The following is a 19,140-nucleotide window of genomic DNA, read 5'->3' on the forward strand; positions in this document are numbered from 1 at the left end:
CAAACAAAAACAATACAAATGAAAAAATTAATCTTTAAAGCACTTTTTTGTGCAACAATTTTATCTTCTACTGCAATGGTAATTTCATGTAGCAACAATGATGATAGTGGTGAAGTAATTGATGATAAAAACCCTTTAACACCTGAAAAATTTGAAGGTACAATAAAAACAGGAAAGTCTTTAACATTAGATCCTTCGAAAACATATAACCTAACAGGTAAAGTAACGGTTGAAAATGGAGCAACATTAACGATTCCTGCTGGAACTAAGTTTATTACAAAAGGAGGTACTGCTTCTTACATTATTGTAGATAGAGGAGGTAAAATATATGCAAATGGAACATCTGCAAGTCCTATTGTTTTTCAAGGAGTTAATCATACACCAGGAGAATGGGGAGGAATTGTTATCTTAGGAAAAGCTCCATCTAATCGTAGTGCTTCAGGTGAATCAACTTCAGAATTAGGAGATAAAATTTATGGAGGTAAAGAGAGTGCAGATAACTCAGGATCGTTAACTTATGTAATTATTAAAGATTCAGGAGCAAGATATAATGATCAAAAAGAATTTAATGGACTTTCATTATTTGGTGTTGGTAACGGAACAAAAATCGATAACATCTACATTGAAAATGGAGGTGATGATGGAATTGAATTCTTCGGAGGAACTGTAAATGCAAGTAACATAATTGTAAACGGTGTTGGAGACGATTCTTTTGACTGGACAGAAGGTTGGTCGGGTACGGGTACAAATTGGTACGCAAAAAGAAGACCTGCAGCAATCGGTGGAGAAATGGGGAATAGAGGTATAGAAGCGGATAATCAAGATACAAATCCTGATGCAACACCAATTTCTAACCCAACACTTAAAAATGTAACGGTTGTAGGAACTAAAGAAGGGCCAGAATCTCAAGGTGCAAAATTAAGAGCAGGTACTAATGGGAATATTGACAACTTAGTTATTGCAAATTTTGTTACAGGTTTAGATATTGAAACAGATCGTTCTGTTAACTGGTTTAATCAAGGAGGAAAATTGACAAATGTTCGTTTTATCAATGTAGATAAAGAAAGTAAAGGAACAAATAGTAAAAAAGAAGCTGTAGATGTTTCTAAAGCATATACAACTAATCCGAATGCTACAGGAGCTGGTAACGGAGCAGATATCCCAACATGGGCAGCTTGGACAGGATTAAAATAAAAATCTATATAATGAATGATTAAACTTTTCTTATAAAAAAGTTCTTCGTGTTTGTAAATCGCTTTTTTGGGTTCTCCAAAGAAGCGATTTTCTTCTATTATAACTATTTTATTTTAAGTCATTAAAAATAGTTATTTAGAAAAATTCCACGTAAGATAAAGTATTTGTACATTTGTACCATTAAGAATTGAAATAATGGCATTAACAGAAGAACAATTAGATTCGATTGGAGAAAAATTGGTTGAAAAATTCAAGACCGTTTTTGATCCGGAGATTCCAGTAGATATATACGAGTTAGGATTAGTTTATGATGCGCAAGTAAATGCAGATGGTGAAGTAAAAGTTACCATGACTCTTACATCTCCAAACTGTCCAGTTGCAGAAAGTTTACCATTAGAGGTAGAACAGCGCGTAGAAGAGATAGAATATGTAACGAAATGTTACGTAGAAATTACGTTCGATCCACCTTGGGATAGAGATATGATGAGCGAAGAAGCAAAATTCGAATTAGGAATGTTATAACTTAACATTCCTAATTTTTTTGTATCTTAATCCAACAAATTCAAAACACTAAAACTTATGGGATATTTAGGCGTGATCGTTTTTCTTGGAATTATTTTCCTTTTTTTATTCGTCTTTACAGTAAAACAACAAACTGCAGTTGTAATAGAGCGTTTCGGGAAATTTAATAGTATTCGTAACCCAGGATTACAATTCAAAATTCCGATTGTGGACAGAATTGCTGGAAAAATGTCTCTTAAAATTCAACAATTAGATGTTGTTGTCGAAACGAAGACAAAAGATGATGTATTTGTTCGATTGAAAGTTTCTGTTCAATATCAAGTCATCAAAACTCAAGTTTATGATGCATTTTACAAATTAGATAATCCTTATACTCAAATAACTTCTTTCGTTTTTGACGTTGTTCGAGCTGAGGTTCCAAAACTTCGTTTAGATGATGTTTTCGAGAAGAAAGATGATATTGCGGTTGCGGTAAAAAGTGAATTGCAAGAAGCAATGAATTCATATGGTTACGAAATTGTCAAAACGTTGGTAACCGATATTGATCCAGATGAGCAAGTAAAGCATGCGATGAATCGTATTAATGCTGCGGAACGTGAAAAATTAGCGGCGCAATATGAAGGTGATGCTGCACGTATTTTGATTGTAGAAAAAGCAAGAGCCGAAGCAGAATCGAAGCGTTTGCAAGGACAAGGTATTGCGGATCAACGTCGCGAAATTGCAAAAGGTTTATTGGAATCTGTAGATGTATTGAATGGAGCAGGAATTACGTCGCAAGAAGCTTCTGCGTTAATTGTGGTGACGCAACATTATGATACCTTGCAAGCGATTGGAGAAAAATCTGGAAGCAAATTAGTTTTGTTACCAAATTCACCAACTGCAGCTTCGGAAATGCTTAATACAATGGTAACTTCGTTTACCGCAGCACATGAGTTGAATGAACATCAAATAACAAAAGAAGATAATCCGGCTCAACGAAAAAATAAACCAATTCAAGGCGATTCGTTTACTTTTCCAGAACATCCTTAGAAATAAAATTATATTATTAAACATAAAAGCCACTTCATCGAAGTGGCTTTCTAATATCTCAATACTTATATCTAAAATCTAAGTCTACCCAACTTGAACACCGTTTGGCGTTTCTTCTTCTGGATTTACAAACGTTAATTTTCCGTCTGCTTTATCAGCGAATAATAACATTCCGTTCGATTCGATTCCACGAATTTTACGAGGCGCTAAATTTGCTAAAACCATTGCTTGTTTTCCAACGATTTCTTCTAACGTAAAATGTTCTGCAATACCAGAAACAATAGTACGAACGTCCATTCCAGTATCCACTTTTAGTTCGAATAATTTGTCTGCTTTTTCAACTTTTTTCGCTTCTAAAATAGTTCCGATACGGATATCCATTTTTTGGAAATCATCAAAAGAAATCAATTCTTTTTGAGGTTCTGCGTTTGGATTTGTCATATTATTTTTGACTTTACTTTCGTTTAATTTATTGATTTGTGCTTCGATTGCTTCGTCTTCAATTTTTGCAAAAATTAATTCAGATTGTCCTAATTGATGTCCAGCTTTTACAAATTCGTCTGTTGATTCTAAATCATCCCAACTCATTTTTTCTACATTCATCATAGCCAACATTTTTTCAGAAGCGAATGGAATAAATGGTTCTCCCAATTGTCCTAATGCCGCAGCAATTTGCGTCGCAGCATACATAATTCCTTTTACAGCTTCTGGATCATCACCTTTTTTCCAAGGTTCTTGCGCTTGTAAAAATTGATTTCCAAGACGAGCTAAATTCATATATTCTGTCAACGCAGCACGGAATTCATATTTCTCTAAATGATCACCAATGCGCTTTGCAAAATATTTGATTTCAGTTAATTCTTCAAATTCAATTGTTTTTGCAGGAACAATTCCTTCGTAATATTTGTGAGAAAGCACCATTACACGGTTAATAAAGTTTCCTAAAATTCCAACTAATTCTGAGTTGTTTTTTGTTTGGAAATCTTTCCACGTAAAGTTATTGTCTTTATTTTCAGGCATATTTGCCGTCAACACATAACGCAATGTATCTTGTTGATTTGGGAAATCTTCTAAATATTCGTGTGCCCAAACCGCCCAATTACGAGAAGTTGAGATTTTATCATCTTCTAAATTCAAGAATTCGTTTGCAGGAACATTATCAGGCATAATGTAATCGCCATGCGCTTTCATCATTGTTGGGAAAATGATACAGTGGAAAACGATATTGTCCTTTCCGATGAAATGAACCAATTTCGTTTCTTCATTTTGCCAATAATCTTTCCAGTTTTTACCGTTTTTCTCTGCCCATTCTTGTGTGAAAGAAATATAACCAATTGGCGCATCGAACCAAACATACATTACTTTTCCTTCAGCTCCATCAACAGGAACAGGAATTCCCCAGTTCAAATCGCGTGTCATTGCACGAGGTTTTAAACCATCATCTAACCAAGATTTTACTTGACCATAAACACTCGATTTCCAATCATTTTTGTGACCTTCTAAAATCCATTTTGATAAGAAATCTTGGTATTGATCTAATGGTAAATACCAGTTTTTTGTTTCTTTTCTGATTGGAGTATTTCCAGATAAAGCAGAACGAGGATTAATCAATTCTTCTGGGCTTAATGTAGAGCCACATTTTTCACATTGATCGCCGTAAGCATCAGGATTACCACATTTCGGACATTCACCACGAATGTATCGATCCGCTAAAAATTCATGCGCATCTTCATCGTAAAATTGTTCCGTAACATCTTCTGTAAACTTGTTGTTATTATACAACGTTTTGAAGAAATCTTGAGCAACTTCTCTGTGTTTATCAGATGTTGTACGAGAATAAATATCGAACGTCACACCAAAATTAGCCAATGTATTTTTGATATTTTCGTGGTAACGATCAACAATGTCTTGAGGCGTAACGCCTTCTTTTTTGGCACGAATTGTAATTGGAATACCATGTTCGTCAGAACCTCCAATAAATGCTACATCTTTTCCTTTTCTTCGTAAAAAACGCGCATAAATATCAGAAGGAACGTAAACACCTGCCATGTGACCAATGTGCAATGGTCCGTTAGCATAAGGTAAAGCCGCTGTAATTGTATATCTTTTTGGTTGACTCATTTGCTTAAAATCTATAAGCGACAAAGATACGATTTGTTGTTTGTTTTGTTAAAACCTTTTTCTAATTTTATAAAGTTAATCAATTTATGAAGGAATGAATATTAGGAAAGAGGAGAAAAGCGATTATAAACAAGTTTTTAAATTGATTGAAAAGGCATTTGAAAATGAAGAATATAGTGATCATCGTGAGCAGTTTTTAGTAGAACGATTACGAAATTCTGATAGTTTTGTTCCTGATTTGTCTTTGGTATGTGAAATGAACGAAATGATTGTTGGTTATATTTTATTGACAAAGATTAAAATTAATCATTCAGATTTTTCTTACGATTCTTTAGCACTTGCTCCTGTAGCGGTTTTACCTAATTATCAAGGAAATGGAATTGGAGGTCATTTAATAAAATTTGCGCATAAGAAAGCGAGAGAATTAGGTTTTGAATCGATTATTTTGTTAGGTCATCCAACTTATTATCCTAAATTTGGTTACAGAAAAGCATCTGACTTTGATATTCAGTTACCTTTTGATGTTCCAGATGAAAATTGTATGGCAATTGAGTTAGTGGAAGATGCGCTGAAAAATGTAAATGGAATGGTAGAATATCCGAAAGAATTCTATCAATAATTAAAATATTTCCTATGGAAGAAAAAGCTGTTGTAACACCAGATGAGGTGGTAACGGATACAATTACGAACTTATTTACGTATGCTAATTATTTTTTGGTTGCAGCGCTTGTTGTGTTGTTAACGTATATGACAATTCGAGATTTTAAGAAAAAACAACGCGAAAAGAAATTGGCACAAGAACGTGAAGCGTACAACAATCAGTTTGATAACGCAGAGGAAAAAGAAGAATTATAAATCATAAAAATAGCCACTCAAATTTGAGTGGCTATTTTGTTTTATAGAATTTACTTATTGACCTTCTTCATCAGGAACTTCATAGTTTTCGCCTACGCTTTCACTTCCACTTCCTTCAATAATTGGACCTGGATCATACATTTCATCATATTGATGGAATCCGTATGTATTCGAACAATCCCAGTGTTTTTCAATGTCCTTAGGTTTGTCAAATTTATCTCCAGCTGTTACGCCAAACTTTCCTCCTTCTTTGTAAACGCCTTGCATATAGTAAGCCCAAATAGGTAAAGCTGTATTAGCTCCTTGTCCTGTGGCTGTACTTGCAAAGTGAGCAAATCGGTCTTCTGCACCAACCCAAACTCCAGTAACTAAATTTGGTGTTAATCCCATAAACCAACCGTCAGAGTTTTCGTTTGTTGTACCTGTTTTACCAGCAACTTCTGCTGTGATGTTATATCTATTTCTAAGACGCGAACCAGAACCTCTTTCTACAACACCTTTCATCAAATCAATCATAGTGTACGCTACGTTTTCATTAACAACTTCTCGTGTTTGAGGTGTATAATCTTTGATAACTTTTCCTTGTTTATCTTCTATTCTTAAGATTAATTGCGGTTTAATGTAAATACCACCATTTGCAAAAGCACTCATCGCACCAACCATTTCATACAATGATAAATCGGCAGAACCTAATGCAATTGTAGGGTCTTTTACGATAGGAGATTCAACTCCAAGGTCACGAGCCATTTGAATTACAGGTTCTGTACCTGTTTGCATAATCAAACGAGCAGCGACAATATTTGTTGAATAAGCTAATGCAGTTCTTAAATCTTGAGATCCACCATATTTACCATTAGCATTTCGAGGAGACCAATTTCCTGGAATTCTCTCATTAGAAACAGTATGACAAGGTGTTAATCCTAATTGATTAATCGCTGTTGCATAAACAAACGGTTTGAACGTAGAACCTACCTGACGACGTGCTTGTTTTACGTGGTCAAATTTGAAATAATTCCAATCGATTCCTCCAACCCAAGCTTTGATTGTTCCATCTTTTGGATCCATTGACATTAAACCAGCTTGTAAAATATGTTTGTGATATTCGATTGAATCCATCAATGTTTTTCCTTTTTTGTACTGAATTCCGTTCCATGTAAAGAACTGAACAGAGTCGCGAGGTGTATTGAAAACAGTTTCGATTTCAGCTTCAGATTTTCCTTCGGCTTTCATCTTTTTATACAAATCTGTACGAGCCATTGCTTGCTTAAAGATTTGTGTTCTTTTTGCAGCAGAAATATTATAAAATGGTGCTAAACTACGTCCACGTTGCTCTCCAAAGAATTGATCTTGTAAAACTTTTAATTGTTTTTTAACCGCTTCTTCAGCTAAATTCTGCATTCTTGAGTCTAACGTTACATAAATTTTTAAACCATCTTTTTCAAGGTTATAAGATTTTCCTGTTTCTTTCTCATAATCAACCATCCATTGCTGAATTTCCTTTCTCAAAGCAGATTTGAAATATGCTGAATGTGATTCATCATGCTGCATAATATCTTGTTTATCTGTAACCAATGGTGTAGCTTTTGCAGCTTCCCCTTCAGCTTGAGAAATTTTGTTGTATTTCATCATTTGATCTAATACAAGATTTCTTTTTTCTGTAGATAATGCAGGATTTTTTACAGGGTTGAATTTTACAGGATTTTGAAACATTGAAACCAATGTTGCAGCTTCATCTAAGTTTAATTCTTTTGTTGTTTTGTTGAAATAAACTTTAGAAGCAGATTCAATACCTTTTGCACCATAGATAAAGTCAAACTTATTGAAGTACATCGCAATGATTTCTTCTTTTGTATACAATTTTTCTAATTGAACAGATGTTACCCATTCTTTTAGTTTTTGTAAACCACGTTTCACTTTATTAGAAGAAGGATCTTTTGTGTACAACTGTTTTGCTAACTGCTGTGTAATTGTAGATCCACCTCCTGAATCACCTCCTGAAGATATAGCACGGAAAGCAGCTTTAATATCTACACCTGAATGATCAAAGAAACGAACGTCCTCTTTTGCTAACAATGCATCAACTAAATGTGGTGGTAAATCTTTGTAATCGACTGGTGTTCTGCGTTCTGCTTCGAAACGATCTAACAAAACACCATCAGAAGAAATAATTTCTGATGAAACATAAATATCAGGATTTTCTAAATCACGTACATTGGGAATTTCACCTAACCATCCGTTAGATGTCGCCCAAAAGATTCCGAAAATTCCTAATACGGCACAAAAAAACAGTACCCAAATGGTAACGATTATTTTTTTGGCTAATGAAAAGCTATTGAACTTCTTTTTTGCTTTAGAAGTTGTGCTTGTTTTAGGATTTTTATTGTTTTCCATTCTGTATTATTCAGCTTTATCAACAATCAAACTAATGTCTTCGATTCCTTTCAAATTCTTTGTTCGCATACCTTGCCAAACTTTTAGTTGATAGCGACCAGAGTCTTTTATTGGTAAATTTTCGCGATAAACCAACATCATTTCTTTTGTTGTCATTCCTTTACCAATCCAGCTTCCATCAGGATTTGCAATGTAATACTGTAAGGTATCAATCATTTCATTTCCTTTAGGATCGATGAATTTCGTGAACAAATATAAGTTACTATATTCATACGACGTATTATTTCTTAACACAAATCCAATGTTAACAGCCGAAGGTTTAGGATCTTTTACATCAAACGTAAAGGTTTGAGGCTGATTACTCTTCCATTCGTCTTTCACATCTTTTGTGTCTTGATAATAATGTTTAGCCTCGCAACTAAACAATAAAAAGACTAAAATAAAAAGCAAACTACTGTTGCGTATCATCTGGTTTTGGCCCACGATTAAATCTTTTTTTATTTCGATTCTTCGATTTATTTGGTTTCGGTTGAGAATTATTTGCTTGATTCTCGTCCTTAGTTTTCGGTTTTTGCTCAGCATTTTGATTATTTTGCTGAGGTTGTTTTTTTGGTTGTTGAGTTGACTGATTAGCCTGATTTGTTTGATTATTTTGTTGGCTATTATTGCTCGGATTATTCGGTTTTCGCTTTTGTTGATTGCGATTGCGATTATTTCCTTGCGGCTTTTGCTGATCAGTATTTGGTTGAGCTTGTTGCTCTTTCGCCTGAGTTGGCTGTTGCTTCTCTTTTGGCTGATTTTGTTGTTGCTGATTCTGATTAGGATTCGAATTTTTGTTCGGTCTACTTTGATTATTCTTTTTAGACTGATTTGGATTCTTTCCTTGTTTATTTTCAAGACGATTCGCCTTATCTTTCGCTTCGTTAGGCTGTTTTTGTTTTGCCTTCTGAGGTTTTAGATTATTAGCATTCGTCGCAACTTTTTCGTTTCCAGAATTTTGATTATTCTTAATTCTTTTACGTTTTTTGTTTTGCTTTTCTTTACGTTCAAAACGTTCTAAAGAATCTTCTCCAATTACATCTGTAAAATCTGGTTTCGATTCTTCTACATTTTTAGCTAAATCTTCTAAAGGTTCAGTTTTTTGACCTTTTGCAGTAATTGCTAAAAATTCTTGAATATCGTCTACCGAAAATTTGTACCAAACAATTCCTCCTTTGTCATAAGCAAACCACATTTCTTTCTTGAAAACGTCTATTTTAACACAATGTGCCCAACCTTTTTCAGTCTCGAAACGGCTTTCTATCGACGGAAAACTATTTAATGCATCTAAATATGAATCTAATTCAAAATTTAAACAACATTTTAATTTACCACATTGTCCAGCTAACTTTTGCGAGTTAATTGACAATTGTTGATAACGTGCCGCAGCAGTGCTCACAGAGCGGAAATCTGTTAACCAAGTCGAACAACATAATTCGCGTCCACAAGATCCAATTCCACCAACTTTTGCTGCTTCTTGACGATATCCGATTTGTTTCATCTCAATTCTTACGCCAAATTTACCTGCGTATTCTTTGATTAATTGACGGAAATCGACACGTCCTTCTGCTGTATAATAAAATGTAACTTTCGCTCCATCCCCTTGGTACTCAACATCACAGATTTTCATTTCCAAATTAAGGTTTTTCGCCATAATTCGAGAATCAACCATTGTTTGTTTTTCTCTATCTCGAAACTCTACCCAAGTTTCTATATCTTTTTGGTTCGCTTTACGATAAACCTTCTTGACATCTTCCGCAGTCCACGAAAGATTCTTTTTTTTCATCTGGATTCTAACAAGCTCACCCGTAAGTGTAACAACCCCAATATCATGACCAGGTGTTCCTTCAACAGCGATTACATCGCCAATATTTAGAGATATGTTGTTTTCGTTTTTATAATAAAACTTTCGATCGTTTTTGAAACGAACTTCCACAAAATTGAACTTTTCTTGTCCATTTGGAAGTTGCATATTCGATAACCAATCAAAAACTGATAATTTTCCACAACCATCAGTGCCACAAGCACCATTATTGTTACATCCTTTCGGAAGGCCATTAGAAGTTCCACAAGATCCACATCCCATGCTTCTATAATTTTTTTAAATGACAACACAAAGGTATGAAAATATTTTTCTGAATTTGTGAAATCATTTCGGTTATGAAATTGATTTTAAATTGAATCAAAAACTTCTGAGAATGAATAGGTTTGGTCTAATCTAATACCTTTTTCTGTTAATTTTAACGTAGCTAATTCGTTGACATGATCGTGTTCAAAAAACAAAATATATTCATTTTCGACTGCTTTTTGTAAAAACGTTCCTTTTTCTTCAACTGTTATTAAAGGTCGTGTATCAAACCCAATCACATAAATTAGCGGAATATGTCCTACAGTTGGGATTAAATCTGCGATATAAACTATTTTTTTGCCTTTATAGGTAATAATTGGCAACATTTGTTTTTCGGTATGTCCATCTACAAATAAAATATCAAAACCAAGTGGAGAATTTTCTATAATTGCTCCATTTTGAGGTAAATCAATCAAATTAAGTTGTCCACTTTCTTGTAGAGGTAAAATATTTTCTTTCAGGAAAGATGCTTTTTCGCGAGGATTTGGATTTACAGCCCAATCCCAATGATTCGCATTTGACCAAAATTTTGCGTTTTTGAATGAAGCTTCTAAATAATCTTTCTCTTTGTTATATTGAATTGCGCCACCACAATGATCAAAATGTAAATGCGTCAAGAAAACATCTGTAATATCATCGCGATGAAATCCATGTTTGGCTAGAGAATTATCCAAAGTAGCATCGCCCCACAAATAATAAAACCCAAAGAATTTTGCATCTTGTTTAGTTCCGATTCCGGTATCAATTAATATTAATCGTTCGCCATCTTCGATTAATAGACATCTCATTGCAAGATCGATTAAATTTCTATCATCAGCAGGATTGGTTTTATTCCAAATCGATTTTGGTACAATACCGAACATTGCGCCGCCATCTAATTTAAAATTTCCTGTTTCTATTGAATATAATTTCATTTTTATGTGGTTTTATTTTGTTGAATTTTGCTTTCACGAAGATAAAAAATAGAATATTATTTAAAATAAATATCTATTATAGAATTGAACGACTTAAATTTGCAAAAATTTTGATACAATGGCAAAAGAAGTTCGTGTAAGATTTGCGCCAAGTCCAACAGGTGCGTTACACATCGGAGGAGTCCGTACTGCGTTATACAATTATCTTTTCGCAAAACATAATAACGGAAAATTCTTATTAAGAATAGAGGATACAGACCAAACACGTTATGTGGAAGGTGCTGAACAATATATTATCGATTCGTTGAAATGGTTAGGCTTAACTCCTGATGAAGGTGTTGGTTTTGGTGGAGACTTAGGTTCTTACCGTCAATCAGAGCGTAAAGAAATCTACAAACAATATGTAGACGAATTATTAGCTTCAGGAAATGCATATTATGCGTTTGATACGGCAGAAGAATTAGACGCTGCACGTGCAAAAGCAGAAGAAAATAAAGAAACATTTATTTATAACTGGTCGACAAGAGGAAATTTGAAAAACTCTTTATCGTTGACGGAAGATGAAACAAAAGCTTTAATTGAGAATGGAACACCTTATGTGATTCGTTTCAAAATTGATGATTCGCGTACAGTTTTATTGGATGATATGATTCGTGGAAAAATCACGATTGATGCAGCAACTTTAGATGATAAAGTTTTGTTTAAATCTGATGGAATGCCAACGTATCACTTAGCTAATATTGTGGACGATCATTTGATGGGAATTTCTCACGTAATTCGTGGAGAAGAATGGTTACCATCAATGGCTTTACACGAATTATTGTATGATGCATTTGGTTGGGAAGCGCCTCGTTTCGCACATTTACCATTAATCTTGAAACCAGAAGGAAAAGGAAAATTAAGCAAACGTGATGGAGACAAACACGGATTTCCAGTTTTCCCAATGGAATGGAAAACAGAAGAAGGAATTGCAAAAGGATACAAACAAGAAGGTTATTTTCCAGATGCAGTGTTGAATATGTTAGCTTTATTGGGGTGGAATTCTGGAACTGATCAAGAGATTTTTACAATGGAAGAATTGATTCAATTATTTTCATTAGAAAAAGTTTCGAAATCAGGTGCACGTTTTTCTCCAGAAAAAGCAACTTGGTTTAATCACCAATATTTACAACAAAAATCTGTTGAAGAATTATTGCCATCTTTCGAAGAAGTTTTAAAAGAAAACGGAATCGAACCGAATCCAGTTTTAGATGCAAAAGTGGTTGAATTGTTAAAAGAAAGAGCAAACTTTGTAAAAGATATTTTCGAGCAAGGTCAATTCTTTTATATAGCTCCTTCTACTTACGACGAAAAAGCAGCTAAAAAAGCATGGAAAGATGATTCGAAAGAGATTTTAGGAAAATTTGTTGAAGTTTTAAATTCATCAGAATTTACTTCAGAAATTTTACACGATGCAATGGCAGAATTTGTTACAGCTCAAGAAATTGGATTTGGAAAAATCGGAATGCCTTTACGTCTTAGTTTAGTTGGTGCGTTACAAGGACCAGATGTTCCTGTGATTATGGCAATTTTAGGAAAAGAGGAAACGATTGCACGTATCAACAAAGCGATTGAAGTTTTAGGATAAAATTATTTCTATCATAAATAAAAAAGCCATTTGCATTGCAAATGGCTTTTCTGTTATAAATTGATTTTAACTTCGTCTAATTGATTAAGTTCTTCTTGAGAGAATATTCGATAATTGACTTTAAATGTTTTGCCAAGCGGAACTTCTAACGAAAAACCTCCTGCGCCAATCGCATCAATTACATCTAATTCGAAATGTGCATGTTTCCAATATTCGAACAGATCTTTGTCAATCCAAAATTCAACTCCATCAATTTCTCCAATGCAAACATCTTTGTATCGAAGGTAAAATTCTCCTTTTCTGAAACATTGTGGTTGCGTTCCTTCACAGCAACCTCCCGCTTGATAAAGCATTAAATCGCCATGTTTTGCTTTTAATTCATTCAATAAATTAATTGCTTTTTCTGTTGCATCAACACGTTTCATTTTTTGAGATTTTTAATTAATTATTGATTTAGAAGAAACCTAATTTCTTTTTGCTATAAGAAACTAACATATTTTTAGTTTGACGATAATGGTCTAACATCATTTTGTGGTTCTCACGTCCGATTCCAGATTGTTTATAACCTCCGAAAGGCGCTCCAGCAGGATAACTATGATATTGATTAACCCAAACACGACCAGCCTGAATAGCGCGTGGAACTTGATACAATTGATGTGCATCACGCGTCCAAACTCCAGCTCCTAAACCATAAATTGTATCATTAGCAAGTTCAATCGCTTCTGCTTCATCTTTGAAAGTTGTTACAGCTAATACAGGTCCAAAAATCTCTTCTTGGAAAATACGCATCTTGTTATTTCCTTTAAATAATGTTGGTTTGATGTAATAACCATTTTCGATATCTCCTTGTAAATGATTAGCATCTCCACCAGTTAAAACTTCTGCACCTTCTTCTTTTCCTAATTTAATATAACTTAAAATTTTGTCATATTGAATTTGAGAAGCTTGCGCACCAATCATTGTTTCAGGATCAAGAGGATTTCCTGCTTTAATCATATTTACACGCTCTACAACTCGTGCAATAAACTTATCATAAATAGATTCTTGAATCAATAATCGAGAAGGACATGTACAAATTTCACCTTGATTAAGTGCAAATAATACTGCACCTTCAATTGCTTTGTCTAAGAAATCATCATCATGATCCATTACAGATTCGAAGAATACATTTGGCGATTTTCCACCTAATTCTAACGTAACTGGAATAATATTTTCTGTTGCATATTGCATCACGAAACGCCCTGTAGCTGTAGATCCTGTAAATGCAGCTTTCGATACTTTAGGATTTGTCACCAATGCGCGACCTAATTCTCCACCGAAACCATTTACAATGTTCACAACTCCTGGAGGTAATAAATCTCCAATTAATTCGAATAAATATAAAATCGAGATAGGAGTAGATTCAGCAGGTTTTAAAACCACACAGTTTCCAGCAGCCAAAGCAGGAGCTAATTTCCAAACCGCCATCAAAATTGGGAAGTTCCAAGGAATAATTTGCGCAACAACACCAATTGGCTCATGGATAATAATTGAAACAGTATCTTTATCTAATTCGTTGATAGAACCTTCCTCAGCACGAATAACTGAAGCAAAATATCTGAAATGATCGATAGCTAAAGGAATATCAGCATTCAACGTTTCGCGAACTGGTTTTCCGTTATCGTAGGTTTCTACAGCCGCAACATTTTGTAAATTTTCTTCGATTCGATCTGCAATTTTATTCAAAATAATGCTTCGTTGCGTTGGCGAAGTTTGACTCCAACTTTTGAAAGCTTCGTGAGCCGCATCTACCGCTTTTGCTAAATCTTCTTCCGAAGAATGAGCAGCTTTTGTAAAAACTTTTCCAGTAAGTGGCGTTACAACATCAAAGTATTTTCCGTTTGTAGGTGGCGTAAATTGACCATTGATGTAATTGTCATAATGATCTTTGAATGTAGGTACATTAACTAAGTTTCCCATTTTATTAAAATTTTTGTGAATTGAATTTTCTCTAATTTATTCAAATTTGTTCAATAATTATGTTTAGAAAAAGTTAATTCTATTTGGTATAAAATTTGTACATTTGGCATCCGTCAATTATTTATTGACAATTTACTTTATGGGGCTGACTGGTTTTGACAGCAGGGCCAATGGGTAAGTAAGCATGCAGTGATAGGTTGTGTACTCACTTTAATCAGGCACTTCAACTTTTTAACTGGCAACGAAGAGTACGCTTTAGCTGCATAATTCTGAATTTTAGTAAGAATACGCCACGTCTATACTAGGTATAGAAGCTGAATGTCCCTCAAAAGCCTTGACTTACGGCGTTTGATACAGGGACACGGGAAAGTAAGAATAGAAACCTTAGTGCATCGGATAGGTTTCGAGATTTTAGATGATAAGCGGTTGACAGAGTGTTTATTCTCAGGATATCGTCGAAAATTAATAATAAACTAAGCATGGAGAAAGCTTATTTGTTGCTTGTTTGGACGCGGGTTCGAATCCCGCCAGCTCCACAACTTTAAATGTTACTTATTATGTATCGTATCTAAACCTTCTATTTTTAGGAGGTTTTTTTATTTTATAAAATTTCTTCTATTAACAACTATTAAATTTTTCATCCGTTTTTCCATCCGTTTTTGTAATTTTATAGAAACGCTTAGTATCATGAATATAACTTTCGTATTAGCAAAACCATCTTCAAACTTAGAAACGACAATAGAAATGGTAGTGAGATGGGATTCGCAACAAATTAGAATAAGCTCTAAAAAGAAAATTCTTCCGAAGAATTGGAATCCATCAAAAATGAAGGTGAAAGATTCTGGTTATAATAGAATTGGTATAGAAATTAATTCACATTTAGAAAAAATGAAATCAGCAGCTACAGACGTATACTTGTCTCTTGATAATGATTTAGGAAGATCACCATTAAAGCAAGAGTTTAAATTGAAATTTAAAAATCATTTCTTCGATGGTGGTAAAATTGAATCTAAAGCAAAAATTAAAACAGTTGCGGAGGCATTTGACTTGTATATTAGAACTCAAAAGTATTTAGCAGATTCTTCAATTAAAACTATTAACCTAGCAAAGAATAATATCATTAATTATCAATTACGTAACAACGAAATAATCACCTTAGATAAATTCGATGTTAATATGAGAAACGGGTTTGTAGACTATCTTTTTGAACTAGAATATGCTGGGACAACTATCTATCGTCGATTAAAATATATTAGAACAATATTAAGATTTGCAGAAGATTTAGAACATGTGGTTCATCAGTACTATAAAGCAAAATCATTCTTAACTAAAGATGAGGAGTCTTACCAGATAGCACTAACAGAAGACGAATTAAATGAAATTATAAATTTAGATCTAAATTATGATAGTTCACTTGCATTAGTGAGGGATCAATTCTTATCGCTTGTTATAACTGGTCAAAGGTTCTCTGACCTTAATAAGATAACCTCAAACTATGTTGTGGATGATTATTCACTAAAATTTATTCAAGAAAAAACCAACGTATCAATTCAGTTTCCATTGATGAAAAATCTGAAATTAATTTTAGAAAAATATCCTTTAGGTTGGCCTATTCGATATTCTAATCAAAAGTTCAATAAAAAGCTTCAGGATATAGCTAAAAAATGTAGTTTGTTAGAGCGTCCATTGGTAAATAATGAAAATATTAAGAGAATGGATCGAATTTCATCTCATACAGCAAGACGTACTTTTGTCACAATTTATTATTCTAAAGGAGTTCCTTTGGATGTTATAATGCTAGCAACTGGACACAAGCAAGAGAAAACGGTTAAGGGCTACATAAAGATGAGTAAAACACAAGAATCAAAACTGCTGGAGATGGTTTTAAAAGACGTAGAAATTAAAATTACAAACGAATGAAATTTTTAGAATATTGGGATGTTTTTGATGGATTATTAGAAATATCAATAGAAGAGGACTTTAAAGATCCAGTTGATTATACAGAGCTTTTTGTAAAATTAACTAAAGCAGGGGAGGAAGAAAGTATTGATTGGTTCTTCAATAAGTTTGAATCCTTCGAGTTAATTATAAATAAGAAGTTAAATGCTCTTGATCTATACGAAGCTAAAAATTTGCTTCAGTTAGAAAAAGAAAAAATTCTTGATCGATTATATTATGAAAGAGGATCTTATCATACGATTAATTTAAAAGATCATTTTTTTGAATTTATAGATTCGAAAATTGTGGGCGATGTAAAACTCCAACAATATAAAAAGCTTCAATATTTGGAGCAAAATTTAGATCGTATGAATGCGGAGGTTAATGATCCAAACATTTTTAATGTTGATGATCTAAAGTTTGAATCTGTCGCTAAAAAAATAATTGCATTGTACAAACTTGGCATCCTTGATCACTTTGATAATGTTAACGAGTTAGTTACATCAACCAATGCGAAGGCTAGAGTAATTAGTTTAATTACAGGAGAGAATGTGACGACAATACAGTCTGCATTAAATGGTATGGTGAAAAATAATGTTTCTAAAAATAATCCACTGAAATCCGCTAAGAGTTGTACTGATGTTGAGAAAATTCTAAATAAAATTGGTGCAAAAATAATTAAGGATTGACGAATTAGGGAATCCCTAATTTTTATACAGGGTAGTTTTGGAGTATAAAATTTAAAACTATGCACAACGCAATTATTAACGAGGTTTTCGTTCACCAAATGGTAAAAGATCAAGTTGCTAAAGAACTTGCTAAAGAAAGAAATGAATTAAAAGAAAAAGATATTTATTTAACAAAAGAACAGGCGGCATCAATGTTTGGTATCTCAGTTTCTACCCTAGATAACTATAAGAGAAATAATTTAATTCCATATTCTAAAATCGGTCGAGCAGTACGTTTTACTCTTTTCGATTTAAAGAATTCTCTAATCCTTCAAAAGAAAGGTAAAAGTAGATAAGACCCTCCCTATGGGAGGGGTACCTACGTATCCGCTAAAATATGGGGTGCCTATGTAACTCATTAAAAATCGAGCAGGTCGCTCAATAAAATTTCTAAATTTTTTTTAAATATTGAAAAATAAGGCTTTCGTATACACTTAGGCAGCATTTAGTATTGCCTATATGTAACGTATCCCAATGATCATGTGTCATTTTGGAAGCTGTGTTTCAATTTATTATTCGATTGTAAAGCTGGTGCTTAATCATAGATGAAGTGTATTTTTTAAAAGTTGAATCTGATGTGACATAAGAATATACATTATGTAATGTGAATTGAACATATAAAACAGGTTATGGATATTGGTTTTCAGTGTTTTAAAACTTTTTTAAAATTTTATTGTTCAAACTGACATAAGGGACTATTTATTATAAAATGAGCATGGGGCTCATAAAGTTTAAATGTAAAATTATGTGGAAAACAATAGAGTTCTATCAAAGAACAAACATCATAAATATGTCTTATAGAACAATAATGAGACAACTAGGAAGTATATCAGGAGATATTAACATAGTAAAGAAAAAGGTAATTGAAGGGAGGGAAACATGGCAAATTAATTACGATTACATTCACGAATATTTTCAACGTAAGAGAAAGGTTAAATCCAATGAGGAGGGGTTTAACCAGAGGATGGAAAAGAAGGTTAGGAGAGTTATATCGACATTAACGGTTCCAGAAGACGTTAGTCAATACAACATAGAATTGGGTATTAATTTTAAAGATGACTATGACAGAAACTATTATGATTACATTGTAAAGGATTTATTTATTCGTTCCGAATTTGATATATTTTATGTGATAGAAGAAGATTCTAGCGGATTCAACCATTTACATGTTGGATTAAAAGGAGATCCGGAGGAGCTAAAATTAGTTCTAAAACATACTTACGATAATCTCCATCTTCACGATTATGATGGAGAAGAAGAAAATTTATTCTCAAAACAAACTAATGTGGCAATAATCAGAAATCAAAATGCGTATCTTGATTATTTAAAGAAGGATGGAAATATCGAGTTTCTTTTGAAGAGAAATAATTTAAAACTATTTGAGGATGGCAGAAAATTTTAAATTATTCGAAGCTATCACGAGAGAAAGTAATTCTGATAGTTGGTTAGATGCAAAAAAAAGAATGGTTTCCATTTGACTTCTATTGTGATGATACTAGAAATATAGGCTGCTGCTGTGGAAAATTTCCTATCCGGAATATCTGTGTGATTAAGCACGTCGATCAACCAAAGACAATGGTTGTAGGAAACTTCTGCATCACTAGATTTATGGATATACCCATTAGTAATAAAATATTTACTTCAGCTTCCAAATTAAAGAAAGATTTAACTAAGAGTCTTAATATAGATGTTGTC

17 protein-coding genes and 1 other RNA gene are annotated in these 19,140 nt (G+C 33.4%); 11 read left to right on the forward strand and 7 right to left on the reverse strand.

The genetic code is table 11. The annotated features are described in order from the left end of the window. Nucleotides 1-18 precede the first annotated feature (18 nt). From B3792_RS02170 to B3792_RS02180, 3 genes are all read left to right on the forward strand, one after another. On the forward strand, nt 19-1,194 hold the full coding sequence (locus B3792_RS02170) for a hypothetical protein (RefSeq protein WP_291059184.1): 1,176 nt from the start codon (nt 19-21) through the stop codon (nt 1,192-1,194). Nucleotides 1,195-1,389: 195 nt separating this feature from the next. After that, nucleotides 1,390-1,716 (forward strand): iron-sulfur cluster assembly protein, encoded by a 327-nt coding sequence (locus B3792_RS02175; RefSeq protein WP_291046743.1) that lies wholly within the window; start codon nt 1,390-1,392, stop codon nt 1,714-1,716. Nucleotides 1,717-1,773: 57 nt separating this feature from the next. Beyond that, nucleotides 1,774-2,745 carry an SPFH domain-containing protein gene (locus B3792_RS02180; protein WP_291068742.1) on the forward strand — a complete coding sequence of 324 codons (972 nt, stop codon included), beginning with the start codon at nt 1,774-1,776 and terminating at the stop codon, nt 2,743-2,745. Between the two features lie 84 nt (nt 2,746-2,829). Here B3792_RS02180 and metG read toward each other — a convergent pair whose 3' ends face one another. Further along, nucleotides 2,830-4,866: a methionine--tRNA ligase gene (metG, locus tag B3792_RS02185; RefSeq protein ID WP_291068743.1), complete on the reverse strand. Its 2,037-nt coding sequence runs from the start codon at nt 4,864-4,866 to the stop codon at nt 2,830-2,832. 94 nt (nt 4,867-4,960) lie between these two features. On the opposite strand from metG, the gene B3792_RS02190 reads away from it, so the two are divergent. Together B3792_RS02190 and B3792_RS02195 are read left to right on the forward strand one after the other, a co-directional pair. After that, a complete protein-coding gene (locus B3792_RS02190) occupies nt 4,961-5,485 on the forward strand; it encodes a GNAT family N-acetyltransferase (RefSeq protein WP_291068745.1) in 525 nt (174 codons plus the stop codon). Nucleotides 5,486-5,499: 14 nt separating this feature from the next. After that, complete coding sequence (locus B3792_RS02195) at nt 5,500-5,721, forward strand: hypothetical protein (RefSeq protein WP_286501603.1); 222 nt, start codon at nt 5,500-5,502, stop codon at nt 5,719-5,721. Nucleotides 5,722-5,775: 54 nt separating this feature from the next. Here the strand turns inward: B3792_RS02195 and B3792_RS02200 are convergent, their stop codons facing one another. The 4 genes from B3792_RS02200 to B3792_RS02215 form a co-directional block, all read right to left on the reverse strand. Continuing rightward, nucleotides 5,776-8,112 (reverse strand): penicillin-binding protein 1A, encoded by a 2,337-nt coding sequence (locus tag B3792_RS02200; protein WP_291068748.1) that lies wholly within the window; start codon nt 8,110-8,112, stop codon nt 5,776-5,778. Nucleotides 8,113-8,118: 6 nt separating this feature from the next. Beyond that, on the reverse strand, nt 8,119-8,580 hold the full coding sequence (locus B3792_RS02205) for a gliding motility lipoprotein GldH (RefSeq protein ID WP_084106949.1): 462 nt from the start codon (nt 8,578-8,580) through the stop codon (nt 8,119-8,121). Continuing rightward, nucleotides 8,564-10,237, reverse strand: a complete 1,674-nt coding sequence (locus B3792_RS02210; protein WP_286474538.1) for a PSP1 domain-containing protein — start codon at nt 10,235-10,237, stop codon at nt 8,564-8,566. Before B3792_RS02210 ends, B3792_RS02205 begins: the two co-directional genes overlap by 17 nt. Before the next feature lie 86 nt (nt 10,238-10,323). Continuing rightward, on the reverse strand, nt 10,324-11,193 hold the full coding sequence (locus B3792_RS02215; protein ID WP_280061916.1) for an MBL fold metallo-hydrolase: 870 nt from the start codon (nt 11,191-11,193) through the stop codon (nt 10,324-10,326). Nucleotides 11,194-11,311: 118 nt separating this feature from the next. On the opposite strand from B3792_RS02215, the gene gltX reads away from it, so the two are divergent. Then, nucleotides 11,312-12,820: a glutamate--tRNA ligase gene (gene gltX, locus B3792_RS02220; RefSeq protein WP_180905491.1), complete on the forward strand. Its 1,509-nt coding sequence runs from the start codon at nt 11,312-11,314 to the stop codon at nt 12,818-12,820. A 53-nt stretch (nt 12,821-12,873) separates the two neighbouring features. On the opposite strand, the gene B3792_RS02225 is transcribed toward gltX, so the two are convergent. Continuing rightward, entirely contained in the window at nt 12,874-13,245 is a 372-nt protein-coding gene (locus B3792_RS02225; RefSeq protein WP_180905490.1) for a DUF779 domain-containing protein, read from the reverse strand. A gap of 28 nt (nt 13,246-13,273) precedes the next feature. Continuing rightward, entirely contained in the window at nt 13,274-14,779 is a 1,506-nt protein-coding gene (locus B3792_RS02230) for an aldehyde dehydrogenase family protein (protein ID WP_286474546.1), read from the reverse strand. Nucleotides 14,780-14,920: 141 nt separating this feature from the next. On the opposite strand from B3792_RS02230, the gene ssrA reads away from it, so the two are divergent. From ssrA to B3792_RS02255, 5 genes are all read left to right on the forward strand, one after another. Next, nucleotides 14,921-15,318: a transfer-messenger RNA gene (gene ssrA, locus B3792_RS02235) on the forward strand. 148 nt (nt 15,319-15,466) lie between these two features. Beyond that, the gene (locus tag B3792_RS02240; RefSeq protein WP_291068752.1) at nt 15,467-16,699 is read left to right on the forward strand and encodes a tyrosine-type recombinase/integrase; all 1,233 of its coding nucleotides are present in this window, start codon (nt 15,467-15,469) and stop codon (nt 16,697-16,699) included. Continuing rightward, the gene (locus tag B3792_RS02245) at nt 16,696-17,406 is read left to right on the forward strand and encodes a hypothetical protein (protein WP_291068754.1); all 711 of its coding nucleotides are present in this window, start codon (nt 16,696-16,698) and stop codon (nt 17,404-17,406) included. Before B3792_RS02240 ends, B3792_RS02245 begins: the two co-directional genes overlap by 4 nt. Before the next feature lie 59 nt (nt 17,407-17,465). After that, a complete protein-coding gene (locus tag B3792_RS02250; protein ID WP_291068756.1) occupies nt 17,466-17,741 on the forward strand; it encodes a helix-turn-helix domain-containing protein in 276 nt (91 codons plus the stop codon). Nucleotides 17,742-18,190: 449 nt separating this feature from the next. Continuing rightward, nucleotides 18,191-18,847 (forward strand): hypothetical protein, encoded by a 657-nt coding sequence (locus tag B3792_RS02255; RefSeq protein ID WP_286474559.1) that lies wholly within the window; start codon nt 18,191-18,193, stop codon nt 18,845-18,847. Nucleotides 18,848-19,140 lie beyond the last annotated feature (293 nt).

It is taken from the genome of Empedobacter sp. UBA5924, from assembly GCF_002431085.1.
GTDB lineage: Bacteria > Bacteroidota > Bacteroidia > Flavobacteriales > Weeksellaceae > Empedobacter > Empedobacter falsenii_B.

Coding starts and splice junctions, on each gene's coding strand:
- B3792_RS02250 (WP_291068756.1), top strand. CDS start 17,466: ATGCACAACGCAATTATTAACGAGGTTTTCGTTCACCAAATGGTAAAA.
- B3792_RS02180 (WP_291068742.1), top strand. CDS start 1,774: ATGGGATATTTAGGCGTGATCGTTTTTCTTGGAATTATTTTCCTTTTT.
- B3792_RS02240 (WP_291068752.1), top strand. CDS start 15,467: ATGAATATAACTTTCGTATTAGCAAAACCATCTTCAAACTTAGAAACG.
- B3792_RS02190 (WP_291068745.1), top strand. CDS start 4,961: ATGAATATTAGGAAAGAGGAGAAAAGCGATTATAAACAAGTTTTTAAA.
- B3792_RS02245 (WP_291068754.1), top strand. CDS start 16,696: ATGAAATTTTTAGAATATTGGGATGTTTTTGATGGATTATTAGAAATA.
- B3792_RS02210 (WP_286474538.1), bottom strand. CDS start 10,237: ATGGGATGTGGATCTTGTGGAACTTCTAATGGCCTTCCGAAAGGATGT.
- B3792_RS02175 (WP_291046743.1), top strand. CDS start 1,390: ATGGCATTAACAGAAGAACAATTAGATTCGATTGGAGAAAAATTGGTT.
- B3792_RS02200 (WP_291068748.1), bottom strand. CDS start 8,112: ATGGAAAACAATAAAAATCCTAAAACAAGCACAACTTCTAAAGCAAAA.
- B3792_RS02255 (WP_286474559.1), top strand. CDS start 18,191: ATGTGGAAAACAATAGAGTTCTATCAAAGAACAAACATCATAAATATG.
- B3792_RS02195 (WP_286501603.1), top strand. CDS start 5,500: ATGGAAGAAAAAGCTGTTGTAACACCAGATGAGGTGGTAACGGATACA.
- metG (WP_291068743.1), bottom strand. CDS start 4,866: ATGAGTCAACCAAAAAGATATACAATTACAGCGGCTTTACCTTATGCT.
- B3792_RS02230 (WP_286474546.1), bottom strand. CDS start 14,779: ATGGGAAACTTAGTTAATGTACCTACATTCAAAGATCATTATGACAAT.
- B3792_RS02215 (WP_280061916.1), bottom strand. CDS start 11,193: ATGAAATTATATTCAATAGAAACAGGAAATTTTAAATTAGATGGCGGC.
- B3792_RS02170 (WP_291059184.1), top strand. CDS start 19: ATGAAAAAATTAATCTTTAAAGCACTTTTTTGTGCAACAATTTTATCT.
- B3792_RS02225 (WP_180905490.1), bottom strand. CDS start 13,245: ATGAAACGTGTTGATGCAACAGAAAAAGCAATTAATTTATTGAATGAA.
- B3792_RS02205 (WP_084106949.1), bottom strand. CDS start 8,580: ATGATACGCAACAGTAGTTTGCTTTTTATTTTAGTCTTTTTATTGTTT.
- gltX (WP_180905491.1), top strand. CDS start 11,312: ATGGCAAAAGAAGTTCGTGTAAGATTTGCGCCAAGTCCAACAGGTGCG.